17 protein-coding genes and 1 pseudogene are annotated in these 17,567 nt (G+C 65.8%); 10 read left to right on the top strand and 8 right to left on the bottom strand.

The window, feature by feature from the left end:
- The first annotated feature begins 62 nt into the window (after window positions 1–62).
- The 5 genes from PX52LOC_RS03730 (at window position 63) to PX52LOC_RS03710 (ending at window position 6,663) form a co-directional block, all read left to right on the top strand.
- Complete coding sequence (locus tag PX52LOC_RS03730) at window positions 63–563, top strand: DinB family protein (RefSeq protein ID WP_149108824.1); 501 nt, start codon at window positions 63–65, stop codon at window positions 561–563.
- A gap of 116 nt (window positions 564–679) precedes the next feature.
- The gene (locus tag PX52LOC_RS03725; protein ID WP_149108823.1) at window positions 680–1,969 is read left to right on the top strand and encodes a hypothetical protein; all 1,290 of its coding nucleotides are present in this window, start codon (window positions 680–682) and stop codon (window positions 1,967–1,969) included.
- Between the two features lie 89 nt (window positions 1,970–2,058).
- On the top strand, window positions 2,059–3,348 hold the full coding sequence (gene serS / locus PX52LOC_RS03720; protein ID WP_149108822.1) for a serine--tRNA ligase: 1,290 nt from the start codon (window positions 2,059–2,061) through the stop codon (window positions 3,346–3,348).
- Between the two features lie 170 nt (window positions 3,349–3,518).
- Window positions 3,519–5,144 carry a YHYH protein gene (locus PX52LOC_RS03715; protein WP_149108821.1) on the top strand — a complete coding sequence of 542 codons (1,626 nt, stop codon included), beginning with the start codon at window positions 3,519–3,521 and terminating at the stop codon, window positions 5,142–5,144.
- A gap of 79 nt (window positions 5,145–5,223) precedes the next feature.
- Window positions 5,224–6,663, top strand: coding sequence for an arylsulfatase (locus PX52LOC_RS03710; RefSeq protein WP_149108820.1), 1,440 nt, complete (start codon window positions 5,224–5,226; stop codon window positions 6,661–6,663).
- Here PX52LOC_RS03710 and PX52LOC_RS40195 read toward each other — a convergent pair.
- The gene (locus PX52LOC_RS40195) at window positions 6,630–6,863 is read right to left on the bottom strand and encodes a hypothetical protein (RefSeq protein ID WP_168218703.1); all 234 of its coding nucleotides are present in this window, start codon (window positions 6,861–6,863) and stop codon (window positions 6,630–6,632) included. The two genes, PX52LOC_RS03710 and PX52LOC_RS40195, sit on opposite strands and share 34 nt — an antisense overlap.
- On the opposite strand from PX52LOC_RS40195, the gene PX52LOC_RS42290 reads away from it, so the two are divergent.
- Window positions 6,762–7,121, top strand: a complete 360-nt coding sequence (locus tag PX52LOC_RS42290; protein ID WP_246173834.1) for a magnesium chelatase domain-containing protein — start codon at window positions 6,762–6,764, stop codon at window positions 7,119–7,121. The genes PX52LOC_RS40195 and PX52LOC_RS42290 overlap by 102 nt on opposite strands.
- 610 nt (window positions 7,122–7,731) lie before the next feature.
- Here PX52LOC_RS42290 and PX52LOC_RS42285 read toward each other — a convergent pair.
- The 7 genes and pseudogenes from PX52LOC_RS42285 to PX52LOC_RS03670 form a co-directional block, all read right to left on the bottom strand.
- A pseudogene (locus PX52LOC_RS42285) lies at window positions 7,732–8,988 on the bottom strand (recombinase family protein); the annotation flags it as partial.
- 116 nt (window positions 8,989–9,104) lie between these two features.
- The gene (locus tag PX52LOC_RS03695; RefSeq protein WP_149108817.1) at window positions 9,105–9,464 is read right to left on the bottom strand and encodes a DUF6876 family protein; all 360 of its coding nucleotides are present in this window, start codon (window positions 9,462–9,464) and stop codon (window positions 9,105–9,107) included.
- Window positions 9,465–9,522: 58 nt separating this feature from the next.
- Entirely contained in the window at window positions 9,523–9,873 is a 351-nt protein-coding gene (locus PX52LOC_RS03690; RefSeq protein WP_149108816.1) for a hypothetical protein, read from the bottom strand.
- A gap of 368 nt (window positions 9,874–10,241) precedes the next feature.
- Window positions 10,242–10,502: a winged helix-turn-helix transcriptional regulator gene (locus PX52LOC_RS03685; RefSeq protein ID WP_149108815.1), complete on the bottom strand. Its 261-nt coding sequence runs from the start codon at window positions 10,500–10,502 to the stop codon at window positions 10,242–10,244.
- 37 nt (window positions 10,503–10,539) lie between these two features.
- Window positions 10,540–12,285: a DNA polymerase gene (locus PX52LOC_RS03680; protein ID WP_149108814.1), complete on the bottom strand. Its 1,746-nt coding sequence runs from the start codon at window positions 12,283–12,285 to the stop codon at window positions 10,540–10,542.
- Window positions 12,285–12,908, bottom strand: a complete 624-nt coding sequence (locus PX52LOC_RS03675) for a hypothetical protein (RefSeq protein ID WP_149108813.1) — start codon at window positions 12,906–12,908, stop codon at window positions 12,285–12,287. The genes PX52LOC_RS03680 and PX52LOC_RS03675 overlap by 1 nt, the downstream gene beginning before the upstream one ends.
- A 122-nt stretch (window positions 12,909–13,030) precedes the next feature.
- Window positions 13,031–13,264 carry a hypothetical protein gene (locus PX52LOC_RS03670; protein ID WP_149108812.1) on the bottom strand — a complete coding sequence of 78 codons (234 nt, stop codon included), beginning with the start codon at window positions 13,262–13,264 and terminating at the stop codon, window positions 13,031–13,033.
- Between the two features lie 747 nt (window positions 13,265–14,011).
- On the opposite strand from PX52LOC_RS03670, the gene PX52LOC_RS03665 reads away from it, so the two are divergent.
- The 4 genes from PX52LOC_RS03665 (at window position 14,012) to PX52LOC_RS03650 (ending at window position 17,540) form a co-directional block, all read left to right on the top strand.
- A complete protein-coding gene (locus tag PX52LOC_RS03665) occupies window positions 14,012–14,473 on the top strand; it encodes a hypothetical protein (protein WP_149108791.1) in 462 nt (153 codons plus the stop codon).
- A gap of 58 nt (window positions 14,474–14,531) precedes the next feature.
- A protein-coding gene (locus PX52LOC_RS03660; RefSeq protein ID WP_390635889.1) for an IS630 family transposase occupies window positions 14,532–15,673 on the top strand; the annotation gives its coding sequence in 2 pieces (ribosomal slippage) (window positions 14,532–14,970 and window positions 14,970–15,673; 1,143 coding nt in all).
- Between the two features lie 15 nt (window positions 15,674–15,688).
- The gene (locus tag PX52LOC_RS03655) at window positions 15,689–16,228 is read left to right on the top strand and encodes an HK97 family phage prohead protease (protein ID WP_149108811.1); all 540 of its coding nucleotides are present in this window, start codon (window positions 15,689–15,691) and stop codon (window positions 16,226–16,228) included.
- 40 nt (window positions 16,229–16,268) lie between these two features.
- Entirely contained in the window at window positions 16,269–17,540 is a 1,272-nt protein-coding gene (locus PX52LOC_RS03650) for a phage major capsid protein (RefSeq protein ID WP_149108810.1), read from the top strand.
- Window positions 17,541–17,567: the final 27 nt, after the last annotated feature.

Below are 17,567 nucleotides of genomic sequence, written 5' to 3'. Positions count from 1 at the left end.
TTCGTTCCCCCGCAGGGTAACACCCCGCGAACCCGTTGACCAGCCAGAGTGTCCGATCGACCATGACACGCATCCAGACCGCTCTCGACCAGATGGCCTTCGCCCGCCGGTACACGGTGGGGCTCATTGACACGATCCCCGTTGACCAGTGGTTCGTCATGCCGCAACCGGGGACGACGCACGTCGCCTGGCAGGTCGGGCACCTCGCGATGGCCCAGTACCGGGTCTGTATCGAACGCTGGCGCGGCATTCGGCCGGAAGACGAGCGCCTGATCTCGACGCACTTCCTGAACCTCTTCCTCCGCGATTCGGACCCGAACGCCGACGCGGCAACATACCCGCCGGCTGCGGAAATCCGCGAAGTGTTCGACCGCGTCTCCGACTTCACGATGGCAACCGTCGCCGCCTACGACGAGGCCGAGTTCGACCTGCCGATGCACGCGCCGCACAAGTACTGCAAGACCCGCGGCGAGTGCCTGTTCTGGGCGTCCGCCCACGAGATGCTGCACGCCGGGCAGATCGGCTTGCTCCGCCGGCTGTTGGGCCACAAGCCGGTGTGGTGACGGGGCTGAAGTCGACAGTTCTGGCCCGAAGTGCGACTTCGCCCATTCCGTCGAACGTCGCGATTCAAGAACGTGTTCTATGGTCCCCTCGGATGTAGATCTTCCGAGGTTCGACCATGTTCGCGTTGCCGCGCGCCAAGTTTGTGCCCCTGTTCGCACTTGTCAGCCTTGCACTGAATCCGACCGGCCTCTTGGCTGAAGACGTCCAGGAGCGGAGCAAGTTGGTCGGGAAGAAAGAAGACTCGCGGCGGATCGTCGGCTACGAGGCGATGTCGTCCAAGCAAAGTCCGCTGATCGGCTTCGAGTTCGGCATCGGCAACAAGTCGCCGTTCGTCCAGGTGTCGGCGTTCCGGCCGATCTTCAAAGGGGACGAAACGAGCCGCCCGGCCGCGGGGCTGTTCGCGGACGCCACCGTGAAGGGCCGCAAGGTGAAGACGCCGGTCCACACCACCGAGAAGGTGGTCGCGAAGGACGGCTACGCGGTGTCGAAGGTCGTGGTGCAGTACGGCCTGTGGATCGACTCCATCCAGGTTCACTTCGCCAGGATCAAGGGCGACGGCCTCAACCTCGGCGACACTTATTACACCAACTACCTCGGTTCCACCGAGGCGAGAGGGGCGTACACGACGCTCGATTCCGAGGGCCGGCTTATCGTCGGCGTCACCGGCACGATGGACGACGTGAAGGCGGTGGGCTTCGGGCTGGTCTACTCCGGCAAAGCGCCGCCCAAACCCGTCAAGGCCGCGCCGGTCATGCTGCCGCAATCGACGGCTCCCGAACCCACTGGCGGGTTGGACATGAAACCAGCGCCCGGTTCCGGTTCACGGGTCCAACTCCCCGCCTTCGACCCGCCCGCCCAACCCGCCCCGGCCAACCCCGGCAAGTCGGCCCCCGCCAAACCCGCCCCCCGCGAAATGGACCCGGCGGTGAAGGCGAAGATCGAACAGCAAAACGCGGAGGCTGCCAAACAGTTCGCGAAGCTCTCCGGGGAATTTCAGCAACAACAGGCCGAGTTGCGGAAACAACTCGCCACCGTGCCCAAGTGGGACCCCGCCGCCAATCAAGAGGCCGGACAGGAGGCCATGCGAAAGGCTCTGGACGAAGCCGAGGCGCGGGAGGACCTCACCGCGGACCAGCGGGCCGAGTTAGCCCAACTTCGGAAGATGTTCGGCCTGGAACCGAAGTCGTCGCTGTGGATGTCCGTCGCGGTCGGGCTTGGCGTGTGCGGACTCGTCGGGGCGGGGGCGTACTTCTTCATGGGGCGAAACGCCGGTCCGCTCCCGAAGGCCGGCCGTCGGCTCCCGGTGGCCCGCCGCGTGGCGGACGACGTGGACGCCGAACCGCTGGACGTGGACGACGACGAAGCAGATTCGCCGCACGATTCCCGCCGCCCTGCACGGGACTGACGCGGGCACCGCTTCGGGTTGCTGTTCGCCGGCCCCGGTCATACACCGCAAGGGTAGACCGTGGACCCGACCGCACCCGGAACCCGACGATGCTCGACGCCAATTTCATCCGCGACAACCTCGACGCCGTGAAGGCCAACACGAAGAACCGCAACGCCAAGGCCGACGTGGACGCGGTGGTGCGGCTCGACGCCGAGCGCAAGTCGATTCAAAAGCAAGCAGACGAGACGAAGGCGAAGCAGAACGAGTTGAGCAAGTCGTTCCAGAAGACGCCGAAGGAGCAGCAGGCGGCCCTGCGGGAAGAAGTCTCGAAGCTAAAGGAACAAGTCACCGGGTTCGACGCGAAGCTGAAGGAAGTCGAAGAGGCCCTTCGGGCCGCGATCCTCCCCATCCCGAACATGACGCACCCGGGCGCGCCGGTCGGCAGCGACCCGACCGCGAACGTCGTCGTCAACAAGGTCGGCGAGCCGACGAAGTTTGACTTCAAGCCGAAGGATCACGTCGAACTCGTCGAAGCGCTCGATCTCGCGGACTTCGAGGCCGGGGTGAAGGTGGCCGGCGCGAAGTTCTACTTCCTCAAGAACGAGGCCGTGCTGCTCGAACTCGCGCTCGTGCAGTACGCCATGCAGAAGCTCGTCAAGCACGGGTTCACGCCGATCATCACGCCGGATTTGGCGAAAGTGGACGTACTCGAAGGCATCGGCTTCGCCCCACGGGACAACGCCGAGACGCGGCAGGTGTACACGATCGCCGACAGCGACCTGTGCCTGATCGCCACGGCCGAGATCACCCTCGGCGGCATGCACCGCGACGAGATTCTGGACGAGGCGAAGCTGCCGCTGAAGTACGTCGGCCTGTCGCACTGCTTCCGCACGGAGGCCGGGGCCGCCGGCCGCGACACGCGGGGGCTGTACCGCGTCCACCAGTTCACGAAGGTCGAGATGTTCGCGTTCTGCACGCCGGAACAGAGCGACGCGCTGCACGAGGACATCCGCAAGATCGAGGAAGAAATCTTCACCGGCCTCGGCCTGCCGTTCCACGTCATCGACACCTGCACCGGCGACCTCGGCGGCCCGGCGTACCGCAAGTACGACCTGGAAGCCTGGATGCCCGGCCGCGGCCCGGACAAGAGCGGCGAGTACGGCGAAGTGACGAGCACGTCGAACTGCACCGACTACCAATCGCGGAGGCTGAACATCCGCTACCGTCCGAGTGGCCAGAAGGGGACGAAGTTCGTCCACACGCTCAACGGCACTGCCGTGGCCTGCACGCGGGCGATGATCGCGATTCTCGAAAACTACCAGCAGGCCGACGGCACAGTGATCGTGCCGGAAGTCCTGCGGCCGTGGGTCGGCAAGGACGTGATCACAGCGAAGTAGCCCGAAGGCGAGCGGGGGGCGTCAGCCCCCTGATTCTGGTTGGACCCGCACGAGAATCAGGGGGGCTGACGCCCCCCGCTCGCCCACTGCTAGCAATTCTGTCCTCGCGCCGAACAAAGTCCGTTTAGAGCGGGGAACGTCTGCCCTGCCCGCGAGTTCGGAGCCCACCCATGTCCCTTCGCAACGTCCTGGCCGCTGGTCTGTTGTTCGTCACCCTGGGGCCAGTCGTTTCGCAACCGCCGCCCGGCAGTGGTGGCCGGCCGAAGCGGGAACCCCGCGAACGGCCGGCGGAACTGAAGGTCGATTGGAAGGAACCGCCGGCCGGCTGGGTCAAGAACCCGCGCATCTACGACCGCAGCCCAGACCCCAAGATTCCGATGCACTACACGATGCAGGGCGACGTGGAGTGGGTGAACTGCACCAGCACGGGCGAGTACACCGAGTACGGCTTCGCCCTCTACTCCGGCACGGACCTCAACAAAGACGGCACGCGATCCGGGTCGGCCGGGCAAAGCGTCACGGGCTTCCCCACGGGAGCCGGCAAGTGGTACCGCTTCACCTTCCGCGGTCTCGCCGAGCCCGGCTTCGCCGTCGAGAAGAACGGCCTGTTCATGCACGTGGACTTCTTCGGCAACAAGGGGAAGAACCCGCTCGACGGGGTCAAGCGCGACCTGTACCCGCTCGTCGAACGGGACCGCAAGGAGTTGGCCGAGAACGGCGTTCGTCGCAAGAACGGCGGGGCCGTGTGGAAGACCTACGCCCTCGACTTCCGCCTACCGTTCGCGGAGATCGACTCGCTGAACCTCAGCGTTGGGTTCAAGCACGGCTCGGCGACGACCGACCGGAACGCCGAGTTCTACGCGGCCGCGTTCGTGCTCGACGCGATTCCCGCCCCCGAAGACGCACCGAAGGTGGTGAAGACCGACCACGGCCCCGCCCCGAGCATCGCGTCGCTCATCCCGCTCGGCGGCCGCTGGTACTACGCCCCCGAACCCGAGATGAAGGCCCGCCCGGCCACGCTGGTCGTGACCGCCAAGAACGCGAAGAGGCTGTACTACCAAGACGGCCGCCTCTCGAACCCGTTCGCCGAGAACATGACCGCGTGGCTACGGCCGGGGATGCTGGACCTCAAGGGGAACGCAGTCACCGAGGACCGCTTCGTCCCCGATAACGTGGTGCTGGAGTTCAAGGACGGCAAGGAACTCGTCGTCCACACGCGGAACATCCCGAACCACCCGACGGCGAAGTTCCCCGACCGCTTCGGCAGCCGGAACCCGAACTCGATCCAGGAACTCGACCGCGCGTACTACCTGCCGTTGGAGCCGGTGCGGAACCCGAAGGCCGTCACGATGGACAAGACGAACTCCAACCGGGCGTTACCCGGGGGCGTCATCGGCTTCGCGGTCAACGGCGTCTCGTTCTACAACCCGTTCGACATGGACGGTGAGGACGCGACCGACCTGATGGACCGCTGCTGCGGGCACCCGAGTCCGGACAACCGCTACCACTACCACAAGTACCCGGTGTGCGTGAAGACGCCGTTCGTGGACGAAGGTGACGGCCACTCGCCGCTCATCGGCTTCGCCCTCGACGGCTTCGCGGTCTACGGCCCCTACGTGGCGAAGGGTGTCATGGCGAAGGACGACACCGCCAACCCGCTCGACGCCTTCAACATGCGGACCGACGCCGACCGCGGCTGGCACTACCACGTCACGCCGGGGCGGTACCCGTACATCCTCGGCGGCTTCGCCGGCACGCCGGATGCTCGCAACCTCCGTCGCGGCCCGCCGCGATAACCTGGGATTTCGTTGCCCTCGCGGCGGTCCTTGGTGAGAATGCGGTGAACTTACACTCCCCTCCCGCACACGGACACCCATGACCCGCTTCCTCACCGCCGTTCTCGCGGCGGCGTTGCTTCTTGCCCCCCTCGCGGCCGCCGATCCGCTCGCTGGGAAGAAGCCGAACATCGTGTTCGTGCTGACCGACGATCAAGGGTACGGCGACATTTCCGCCCACGGCAACCCGATCCTCAAGACGCCGAACCTCGACCGCCTCCACGCGGAGGGCGTTCGGTTCACCGACTTCCACGTCAGCCCCACCTGCTCGCCCACGCGGTCGGCCCTCCTGACCGGCCGGCACGAGTTCAAGAACGGCGTCACGCACACCATCAACGAACGCGAACGGCTGACGCCGAAGGCGACCACGCTCGCGCAGGTGCTGAAGGCGGCCGGGTACACGACCGGCATCTTCGGCAAGTGGCACCTCGGTGACGAGCCCGACCACTGGCCGAGCAACCGCGGGTTCGACGAGATGGTCATTCACGGGGCCGGCGGCATCGGTCAGAGTTTCCCCGGCAGTTGCGGCGACGTGCCCGGCAACTCGTACTTCGACCCGACCTTCCTCCACAACGGCACCTTCGAGAAAACCTCCGGCTACTGCACCGACGTGTTCTTCAACCGGGCGACTGCGTGGATCGAAGCGGTGAAGGGGAAGGGCAAACCGTTCTTCTGCTACATCCCCACGAACGCGCCGCACGCCCCGCTGAACGTCCCCGCGGCGGACGCGGCCCGGTACGCGGACAAGGTGAAGCAACCGAACGTGGCCAAGTTCTACGGCATGATCGCGAACATCGACGACAATGTCGGCCGCCTGCTCGTCAAGCTCAAGGAGTGGAACTTGGAGAAAGACACGCTCGTGATCTTCATGAGCGACAACGGCGGCACCGCCGGCGTGACGACGTACAACGCCGGGATGCGCGGGCAAAAGGTAACGCCGTGGCTCGGCGGCACGCGGGCGTCGGCGTTCTGGCGGTGGCCGGGCACCCTCACGCCGGCCGACTGCGACCGCCTCACGGCTCACATCGACTTATTCCCGACCCTCGCCGAACTCGCCGGCGCGAAACTCTCCGACGCAGTGGTGACTCAGGTCGAGGGCCGTAGCCTCGTGCCGCTGTTGCAGAACCCGAAGGCTGAATGGGCCGACCGGACGCTGTTCACCCACGTCGGGCGGTGGCCGAAGGGGGCGAAGGTGGACGACCACAAGTACACCGGGTGCAGCGTCCGCACGCCCCGGTGGCACCTGGTTTCGACCGGCAAGGCGAAGCAACGGTGGGAACTGTTCGACGTGACGACGGACTACGGCGAAAAGACCGACATCGCCACTGCCCACCCGGACGTGGTGAAGAAACTCGACGCCGAGTACGAGGGGTGGTGGGCGTCGCTCCCGCCATACCTGGTGAACGAGGACGTGCCGCTGGCAAAAGCGAACCCGTTCAAAGAACTCTACGAGAAGCAACTCGGCAAGCCGAAGCCGTAGCCGGCCCCCACGCCCGGCGTGTACAACAGTTCCACCACTGCCCCGCGTACCCGGCCGCCGTCATGCTCGCCAAGCTGCACTCGTTCGCGCTCGTCGGCATCGACGCCCTGCCGGTCGAGGTCGAAGTCGATCTCGCGGCCGGATTCGGCAAGATCGTCCTCGTCGGTCTGCCGGAACTCGCCGTGCGGGAGAGCGTCCACCGCATCGAGCGTGCCCTCGCCAATCTCGGCTACGCCCGCCCTCTCGGGCGGCTGATTATTTCCCTCGCACCGGCCAGCCTTCGTCGCTCAAGTCTGAGCCGCCGGCCTCCGTGCCGACAACGACGGTCTTGCACTCCCGCCACTGGGCCGGCGTGCCGTACGGGCGGTGGTCCCAATCGACGGCGGGCGGCGGCGGGGGCGTGGCGTCGAAGTCCTTGCCGTCCCGGTACGCGCGGCCTTCGCCCAGCCGGGGGATGATCTCGACGCCGACGAGGCGGCTGGACCGCAGCCGGCCGAGGGGGCGGGCGTCGTGGATGACCCGGATCTGCCGGACGACGCGGCGGATGTACTCGCCTTTCTGGAGTGGGAGGGCGGTGGCCACGTTCCGCCGCACCTGTTCGGTGCGGTTTAACAATGTCCGAATCTGCTGCCGGAGGGCCTCCAGCCGGTCGTCGGCGGGGCGGGCCTGCCCCCGGAGGCGGCGGAGGTCCGCGTTGGCGGCGTCCAGTTGCCGGGCCAGGTCGGCCGCCGACTCCTCGTCCCGGACGTGCCGCAAGGCGAGCGTCAGACTGGCCTTCTCGGCCTCCTTGGCCCGGACCTTCGCGTCGAGGTCCCGTTCGGCCTTCGGCCTCGCGGTGCCGACTGCCGCCTGGAGCTTTTGCAGGGTCCAGACGGGCTGGTCTTGTGTACCGGCGACGGGCGGCGTGAGCCTCCGGTCGCGGGCCTGCCGCCACAACGCCCCGAGGCTGCGGGTGTACTCCGCAGAGAGGGGCGTCTCCTCGGCCTCCAGTTCCAGCACGGCGCGGCAGTAGTCGGGCGTCTCGTACAGGAAGCCCAACGCCTGCTCGGTCTCCTCCAGGTAGCGGAGGACGAGGGCCTCAAGCGTGCCGTGCCGGGTGGTGTTACACCGGCAACCCCCTTTGTAGTGCATGTTTCGAGAACACTTGTACCCCTTCTGCTGACTCCACCCGACCATCCGCTCCCCGCAGTCGCTGCAGACGACGAGGCCCGACAGGTAGAGGTCGGGGTTCCGCGGCCGGCGCTCGGCCTTGGGGGCGGCTTCTTGGGCCTGGAGGCGGGCCTGGACGGCCTGCCAGGTGTCGGGGTCGACGATGGCGTTCTCCGGCTTCGCCGCCGCTGCTCTGACGTGGTCGGTCGTGGCCCGACGCCGGCCGGCCTTGACGCGGCCGCCGGACCGCTGGACCGGCCGCCACTCGCCGCCCTCGAACTCGACGAACCGGCCGTGGGCCGCCTTGTTCCAGACCGGGACGCCGAGGGCGTAGACCGGGTTGCGGAGGATGTGGATGATGGTCGGCCCGACCCAGTGGTCCTTGTAGAGCGCGGGAACCTTCTCGTCGTTGAGGCGGGCGGCGATGGTGTGGCAGTTGTACCCGTTGGCGAACAACCGGAAGATTCGTTCCACGCACCCGGTGATGGCGGGGTCGGTGGACCGCTCGCAGAACAACAACTCGCCCTTGCTCCGGGCCGGGACGTTCCCCTTGCCGTCGTACCGCCGGCTGGTGCCGTCGGGGAAGTGGCAGACCCGGCGGTAGTGACCCGGCTCGTAGACCAGCCGCCACAGCACGGGGCCGTCCGGCCCCTGGCGGCAGACGTAGTCGTAGCCGTACGGGGCCTTGCCGCCTGACACCTCCCCCCGCTGGACGAGTGCCATCTTGCTGCGGTGCTCGCGCTGGGAGCGGGCCTCCTGCTCGGATCGAGAGCGGTCGGAGGTGATCGCGGCCATGAACGGCTCGACCCGGTCGTCCCGGCTGGTGAGGTCCTTGTCGTCGGCGACGCTCCAGAGCGTGCAGTTGGCACGGCGGAGGATGGTGACGAAGTAGCCCCATTCTTCGTTGTCGGAAACACCCCATCTGTCGCGCTCGGCGACGACGATCCAGTCCACTTTCCCGGCCTGGACGAGTTGAATGAGCTGCTGGAAGCCGGGGCGCTTGTGGCTGAGGTCGCGCGAGCCAGCGTCGTGGACCGTTTCGACGACGTTGAGGGAGCGGTCGGCCAGCCACTTGGCGACCGCCTGTTCCTGGGACCTCGTGTCTTGGGCGACAAAGTCCTTCGACACGCGGACGTAGGCGTAGCCGCGGGTGCCGTTCGGCCTGGTCTTCTGCATCTTCATCGCTCTCTCCTGTAACTCGTTCCGGGTTGGGGTGAAGTTGTGGTTCTTGATGGACTGTGATTTCCGCGACCCGCTACGGGTCGCGAACACGGACGTGACCGGCCGGACGGTCAGTATTCGCCCGGCAGCATGAGCACCCCTTGCACCAGAAACAGCTTGATCTGCGCGAGGGGGAAGTCCGTGTACTCAATCTCTTGCCGCAGGATGGCCCGCTCGGTGTTGCCGTCGCTCATCACCAGGACGGCGGTTCTCGCGGGGAGGACGAGCAGCGTCCACACCTGGAAGGGCTCCTGGCCGGCGAGCGGGTTGGACTGGTGGGAGAACACGGCGTCGAGCAGCCAGTACGCCCCGGCCCGCCGCGCGACGTGCCGCACGCCTTCGGTGTAGCACCCGCCCAGTTGATGCCGGTACATCTCGTCGCCGCCGGTGAAGTGGTCCAGTTCGCTCTCGGTCAACTTCGCGTCGTGCATGTTCACGGTCTCGGAGGAGTGGATCGGGAAGGTCGCGTGTCGCGTGATTCGGACGTCTTCATCCCGCCGGCGTGACGTCGGAGTTCTTGGCCTTTCGGGCGGCCTTCTTCGCCTCGGATTTGCAGGCCACGCAGTACCGGCAGTGGTGGGCGTCGGAGGTGGCGATCACGCGCGGGGCGTCGCACTTGCCGCACAGGATCGTGATGGTCCGTTTGCGGCCGAAACAGGTCTCGACCCCCGGCGGGGTGAGCGACCTCGCCACGAACCGCTGGTCCGGGTGCTTCTCCACGTACTTCATCTCCTCAGCGGTGAATGCGGCCACCGGCGTGGGTGCCTCGACGAGGGGATCGGCGGCGGCCGTCTTCCGACGGCGAACTTTGGGCTCAACGAGTCGGGCCTTGCGGGGCATCGCTGTCACTCCGGCTTGGAATTTGTGTTCGTCTCTCGCCGGTACTGTGACGAGGGCCGAGCGGTTGGTGAATCTGCGTCGGCTTGGGTGGCGGCGGTCGGCCACCGGACTCGTCAGACCGCGTGACGGATGCAACTCGGTTGGCAAGGAGGCGTAGTTGCTGACTCAGCACAGGACCTTGAGGCCGCCGGCGGGCCTTCGACCCGCCTGGCGGGTGTGGCTGGGTTGCGTCTTCGGTACGGGATGGGTCGTGGACCGAGCGGTCCACATTCCGGCTCGCGAGTAAGTCGCGCGGGTTGCGGATCGCCCGAATCAGACCCCAACTGCTTGACCCGGCCTGTCCGGACTGACGCCTGCGGCGAGGCGGACTAGTCTTCGGCGGGCACCACACACGCCGCCGGTCGCGGCACCAGACTGACGGCGATCCGGCGGCACCGGGTGGGTCGGCTGATGAGCCCCCGCGCCAGCAGGTCCGCTACCGCGGCCTTCACCGTCCGGGACGGAAGCCCGGTCTTGGTGGCGATCTCCTGCAACGACAACCGCACGTCGCGGCCGCCGTACCGGCAACTCGTGGTTGCGAGTAAGAACAGGACCTGCCACGCCGAGCCGGGCAGCCGGAGCCGTGCCATGACCTCGACCACGGGCCAGGTGATCAAGGCGTAGGGCTCATTCCGCCGGGACACAAAGCACCTCCCCGGGCAGACTCGCCGCGATCTTCTCCCATGTCCTCCGGACCTTATCGTCGTCTTCCTCGAACCGCTCCGCGAACACCGCGAAATCGACCCGCAGCGGGAACCCGCCCAGCACCTTCTCGCACGCCCACCGGCGGGCGTGTTCCACCGCCGCCCTCAGTTGTTCGATCTGGTCCTTCCGACAACTCATCAGCCAGCCGTCGTGGACGATGGCGAGCACCTGGACCCCCTGCCGGTCCAGTGCGATGGTCACCAGCCGCATCACGTCCGCGCTCCCGCCCTGGATCGGAAAGTTGCTCCACGTTCGCCATTTCGAATCGAACGGGACGTCCGCCCGCCAACCGCACGGGGTGACGGCGTGTTTGCGGTGGTAGGCCGCCGCCACGACCCGCTCGGACCAGAGGTGGTACACGTGGAACTGGTCCTTGTGCAGGGCGAGGATGCGGGCCGCGTCCTCCTCCGAGATGCCCAGCCGCTGCGCGATGCCGCCCGCGGTCTGGTTGTACAGGACGGCCAGGTTCACGGTCTTGTAGATCTTTCGAACTTCCTTCACCTCAAGCTCGGTCATTCCGGTGACGATCGCCCCCGACATGCGGGCGAACTCCAGGTGGGGGTCGTGCCCGACGTCTTCCCCGTACATCGCCCGCATCGCGGTGTCGGACGACAGGGCCGCCGCGACGCCGATTTCTTGGCTGACGAAATCGACGTAGACCAACGCGTGGTCCGGGGACGGGGGCACGGCCAACCGCCGGGTCCACTTCGGCCCGGCGAAAAGGAACATCCGGGGCTGGTTCCGGCCCGTGATGCTCCGGAAGGGCATGGTCGAGGAGTGATGCCGCCCCGATCGCCCGTCCACCTTGATGCCGTGCTTCTGTAGGGACTTGATCGTCTTCCGGGTCTGGCGCACGTCCGCGATGAGCGGGTGCCGGTTTTCCATTTCTTCCAGCGTGTCGTCGTCGAGCGGGTGGTAGAGCCGGCCGGTGGTCCTGCTCGGCTTGACCGGCCAGCGAATGCCCTCGCGGGCCGCCCACGCCAGGAACCGCTTCTTCTTGAACGTCTCGCCGTCGTACACCGGGCAGGTCCGGTTCAGGTCGGCGATCAACGCCGCGGCGATGTGCCCGCGGTTGGCCAGGATGGCCTTCAGGAGCCGGGTGTCGATGGGCAAGCCCCGCAGTTCCATCCGTGCCACCGCCTTCGCGTACTCCATCCATACAGTCATCGCGGTCGGGTCCACCCGGCCGGCGAGCCTCGCGTGCAGCGCCGCCGTTCCGGCGACGTCCTCGAAGCAGTAGTCGCGGATGCGGGGGCGGTCGGCGTCGGTGAATTTCAGTTCCACGATCCGCTCGCGCAGTTCGTCCTTGTCCAGCGGCACCAGGTGGGAGAGGCCCGTTGAATTCAGGGCGGTCACCAGGCTGGCGTTCAATCGGCCGGGTTGGTTGTGCGTGACCCGGAAGGCGACCATGGTGTCGAACCACTTCGCGGGGACAGGGATGCCAAGCCGGAGCAGGTATTTGATCTCCGCCGTGGCGGAATGGGCGACGAAGGTGTGGTCGGGGTGGGCGTCGAGGAACGCGCGGAGCCGGAGGTCCCCGCCCCAGAAGTGGTGGGCGTCTCCCCCCGCCACCCTGGCGCACAGGACCACCGGCTCCCAGGCGGTCTCACAATCCCGTCGTCCGTCCCGGTAACCCCATTCGGTGTCCAGGACGATGGTGGGGGGCATCAGACGAGTACCGCGCCCTTCTGCAGCGTCCGGAGCACCGGGTTTTCCGCCGTGGTGATAAACCGGTCCGGCCCAATCGCGGTGCCCAACAGCACGCCCGTCAGCTCGGCCGGAAAGACCGGCGTGCCGGGGATATCGTCGAACCGGATGTCGTACTTGGCGGCATCCTTATTCGACATGATCTTGACCTGGTGCTTGGCGTGCCACTCGGTACCCTTCCGCAGCAGCACCAGCATGCTGTCACCCCACCCGCTGACCCCCGGCTCGTAGGCCGGCGTCACGAACAGGTCCACCCGCTTGAGGTCCCAGGAGTAGTACGGGACCACGACGAACGGCTTCACTTCCCCCGGGATGGTGCGGCGCAACTCCGTCGCCACGTGGTAGTAGTCGTTCTCGAAGGTCCTGCCGGCCTTCTTCACGGCCAGCAGCCGGCAGCGGAGTTCCCGGTCGAGGAACAGGGTGAACCACTCGTGCCGGCCGGGGCGGCGGACGGTCGGGATGCCCTCGGCCGTGTCGAGGTCCTCGCCGTCGTTGAACTCGCCGCCCACGTCCTCGACCGGCACCGCGAGGGAGCCGACGGCCCCGACCTTGATGTCGTCCGGTTCAATCAACTGCGTAGCCATATCAACTCTCATTTCTGCCCAAAAGGCATGAAAGGCCGTCACCCGCCAACCGGCCAACGCGACCGGGGCAAGGACTTGAGTGATGATGGCGGCATACCGGGTAAGTGTCAGTACAAGTCGGGTCAGCGACGGTCAGCGACCCGGAGTGTCCAACCGGTAGGCGATTTGAAGATTTGGAGAGGTTTGGGAAGACTTTTTCCGAGCTTGTTCATGCCGGTCACGATCACTCGGTAGAAAGCGTGGTCCAACTCGTTATCGGACCACAGAACCACCGCCCGCTTCAGGTCCTCGGCCGTCACCGGTGCAGTGAAAGACTGATCCAGCCGCTTCAAAATTTCGACTTCGTGCGGGGTCAATCCACGTACCTTCCTATTCCTGAACTTCACACTCTCGCCCGGGCCGAAAGTCAGTCCGGAAGTCTGACTGGGGGGCGGTTGTAGTATGGGGTCAAGATGACCGCGGTAGCACTCGGCCGATTCCACCGGCTGATAACCGCATCCCGGCTGTGGGTTGCCGAATCTGAGGCACAGGAACACCGGATTAGTGGGTAGCACATATACCCCATCGACGAGAGTGAGATTCGTTAGGGTTACGAACGCTTCGTCATCCTCTTCTTCCTCCGGGAACAGCCAAACTTCTGCCTCCGGGTCTCGGCAAGGCCGGGGAATACCGTTCACATCGAGTACGATCGGTACCGCGAGTCTAATTCTTACCGCACACACTGTCCGCCCATAGCCGGGCCACCACTTGGTATCGGCGTCTGAGACCCTGCCGACATAGTGACGACCGACCTCGAACGAGTAGCGTGCTCGCGGCCTCGGCTTGGTCATAGGTCATTATCGATCGAGTGCAGAAACCTGCCCCTCGCAGGTGCAGGGGATTGCCCGCTCACTGTGTAATAAGAGTCTCTATACTCTCTGGCGAGTAATAACTCGGCAGGCCGCTATCGGCAGGTAATTCAGAGACCTAGTGGCTTGTCACGCTTTGTTCGGCGGAAGGGTAAGTAGCCGTCGTGGAGGTGGGCGCGATAAGCTGATACCCGCATCAGGGATGCCGTACCCCCTTTGACCACGAGAGCATAAATGGCGAGTGCAGCGAGGGCCATGGCCGCGATCGCCGCGGCGATCGCGATCGTCCTCCCTACGCCCGGCTGCGGGGCTCGTTCGGGCCCGACCACGTACCAAGTTGCTCGGTCCGATGACGGGCGGTGCGAGTGCGAGGTCATCGAATACGTCGACGCGAAGGACTACGGCATGATGCTGGACCTTCGGATCGCCATGGACGGCCGGGAGGTGCTGGGCCGCTCGTACCTCGGGAATAAGCCTTGGGTCGGGAGTACGAGGCAATTCGTCGTCGGCCGGGTGGGGGCGTTCTACTGCCTGTCCGTGGCCGGGCACCCAGGGTACGCGCTCGCCGCCACGGACGCGACCACAGGGGCGGTCTGGTTCCAGTCCACTGACGAGCCCAGCCGTTCCATTGACGACACCTTCGCGGCCACCCCCTCGTGGCCGAAGCTGACCGACCTCAACTGGATGAACGCCTTCGTCCTTGCCGCGGGTCGGTAATCGGCGTGAAATGAACCGGCCCCGCCCCGCGCCCTTGCTCCCCGGTAGGATGCCCGCCATGCCATGCAAGCGATACGTCGTGACCCTCACCGGCGAGGAGCGCGGGCGTCTGGACGCGCTGACTCGGGCCGGAAAGCGGTCCGCCCGGACCGTCACACGGGCCCGCATCCTGCTTTTGACAGACCAGACGGAAGGCGGGCCAGGGTGGGAGGACCGGCGGGTGGCCGAGGCCCTCGGGTGCGGGCACCGAACGGTCGAACGGATTCGGGAGCGGTTCGTCACCGAGGGCATCGACGCCGCTCTCGCCACCCGGGCCCGGACTGCCCCGCCCCGACCGCCGGTCCTCGACGGGGCCGCCGAAGCGCGGCTGGTCGCACTGGCGTGTTCGGCAACACCGGACGGCCGCAAGGCGTGGACCCTGCGGATGCTCGCCGACAAGCTGGTCGAGTTGGAGGTGGTGACCGCCGTGTCGTATGAAACGGTCCGGCGGACGCTGAAAAAAATGAGCTGAAGCCGCACCTGCGGGAGCAGTGGTGCCTGCCGGGCGGGCCGTCGGGCGAGTTCGTGGCGCGGATGGAGGACGTACTCGACGTGTACCACCGCCCGTACGACGAGGATCGCCCGCTCATCTGCATCGACGAGCAGCCGAAGCAGTTGGTGAGCGAGACCCGGGTGCCGCTCCCGCCCCGGCCCGGCTTACCGGCCCGGTACGACTACGAGTACAAGCGGGAGGGCGTGGCCAACCTGTTCATGCTGTTCCAGCCGCTGCTCGGCTGGCGGTACGTCATGCCGACCGAGCGGCGGACGGCCAAGGACTTCGCCGAGGTGCTCCGGTGGCTGGCCGAGGACCTGTACCCGGATGCCGATCGCCTGGTGCTGGTCACCGACAATCTGAACACCCACTCGACCGCCTGCCTGTACGAGGCGTTCGACCCGGTCCGGGCGCGGCGGATCGCCGAGCGGCTGGAGTGGCACTACACGCCCAAGCATGGGTCGTGGCTGAACATGGCCGAGATCGAGTTCGCCGCCCTGTCGAAGCAATGCCTGGACCGCCGGATCGGGACGATGGCCCGGCTCCGCAAGGAGGTGGCCGCCTGGGAGGAGGAGCGGAACGAGCAGATGGTCGGAGTGAACTGGCGGTTCACCACGCCCGACGCACGGGTCAAACTCCGCTCACTTTATCCGTCAATCAAAGCGTGACGGCCTACTAGAAGCATCAAGACGCAGATCACCGGCGACGGCAACCGGCTTGAGGGCTACGCCGCACTCTACAACCAGCCTTCGCACGTCCTCAGCGAACGGGGCAGAAAGTTCGTTGAAACTATCGCACCGGGGGCTTTTGAGCGAACCCTTCGTGCGTTCCCTGACGTTACGGCCCACTGGACTCACGACGAGGACCAGCGTCCGCCTCTTGGCCGCGTCGGCAGTGGCACCCTGAAGCTGACCAGCGACAGCACCGGCTTGCGGTTCAGCCTCGACTTGCCGTCATGGGCCAACGACATCAAGGAGAGCGTTGCCCGAGGTGACATCTCTGGCATGTCGTTTCGCTTTAACAACGAGAAAGACTCTTGGGAGCAGCGGGACGGCCAGTCTTATCGCACCCTGCACGACCTGACCTTGCATCACGTCGCGTTGGTGGTTCGGGGTGCCTACCCGCAAGCTTACGTCGAAGTACGGTCGCACACCGAGCCGCCGGCGATGACGAACATGAACGCCGTCTGGGCCGAACTCAACTACCGGCTCAGAAAAAACTAATGCGACACATAGATACTATCAGCATCCATTTGGAGGACCATTGAACGACCTGACTCAACTCAAGGAATCTCGCGCCAAGCTTCTGCACGACGCGAAGTCGATCATTCAGACCGCGAAGGGCGAAGGCCGCGACCTGAACGGCGACGAATCGAAGCAAGTCGAAGGCATGTACGCCGACTTCGACAAGTTCGGGGAACGGCTGAACACGCTCGAAAAAACGAGCAAGCTGGAGCAGGCCGAAGCGGAACTCAAGGTTGCCTACCGCAAGACCAGCCCGACTACCATTCGCACCCCGGAAGAGAAGCCCGACCTGGGCAACGCCATCCGCTCTTGGATGTTGACCGGCACCGACACCTATCGTGCGACCCCGGAAGCCCTGGACAACGCGGCCCGCTGTGGCGTCAATCTGAACAGCAGCCGGGCCAGCGTCCGCATGCTTTCGACCGCGTCCACGACCGGCCAGCAGCTTGTGCAGTGGAAGGAATTCACCGACGCATACGAACGGTATCTGAAGTATTACGGGGCTGTGGTCAACGTCGTCACGCAGATCGGCACCGAAACGGGCGTTCCGCTTCCGATTCCCGTCTTCGACGACACGAACAACACGGGCCGTTGGCTGTCGGAAGGCACGACCGTCACCAGCACCGACCCGACCGTGTCCAGCGTCAGCCTCGGGGCTTGGAAACTAAGTTCTGACGAAATCCCCGTCTCAATCGAATTGATTCAAGATAGCCAGACGGCGTTGGACCAACTGTTGCCGCTCTTGCTGGCCGAACGCATGGGCCGCGCACTGAACAACGCCGTGACGGTGGGCGACGGTTCTTCCAAGCCGAGGGGCATCCTCTTGGACGCGACGGCATCGGGCGTAGTGACCACGGGTACGGGTGCGGCACCGACCGTCAGCATCGACAACTTGCTGGACTTGAAGTACAGCGTTGACAAGGCGTACCGTGACGCACCTTCCGCAACGAAGGGCTTCATGATGCACGACAAGTTCTTGGCGCAGGTTCGCAAGAGCAAGGACGGCCAGAACCGCTACTTCGCGGACCCGTTCCAGAGCGGCCCCGGCACCCTGGACGGCGAGCCGATCATAATCAACAACGACATGCCTTCCAGTGGCGTGAACGCGAAGCTGGTGGCCTACGGCGACTACAGCAAGTATTGGCTGCGGAACGTCCTCGACATTCAGTTCCTGAAGCTGTCCGAGGTTCGCGCCCGCGACGGCATGGTGTGCTTCCTTGCGTTCGCCCGGTACGATGGCCGACTCATCAACCCGAACGCCGTCAAGTACGTCGCGGCACCGGCTTCGTAATCCAAGACGGCGAGTCACGAAGACTCA

The sequence above is a fragment of the Limnoglobus roseus genome, from assembly GCF_008254045.1.
GTDB classification, from domain to species: Bacteria; Planctomycetota; Planctomycetia; order Gemmatales; family Gemmataceae; genus Limnoglobus; species Limnoglobus roseus.
The sequence above is the reverse complement of the archived record's forward strand: the minus strand, read 5'-3'. Positions and strand labels throughout refer to the sequence as shown.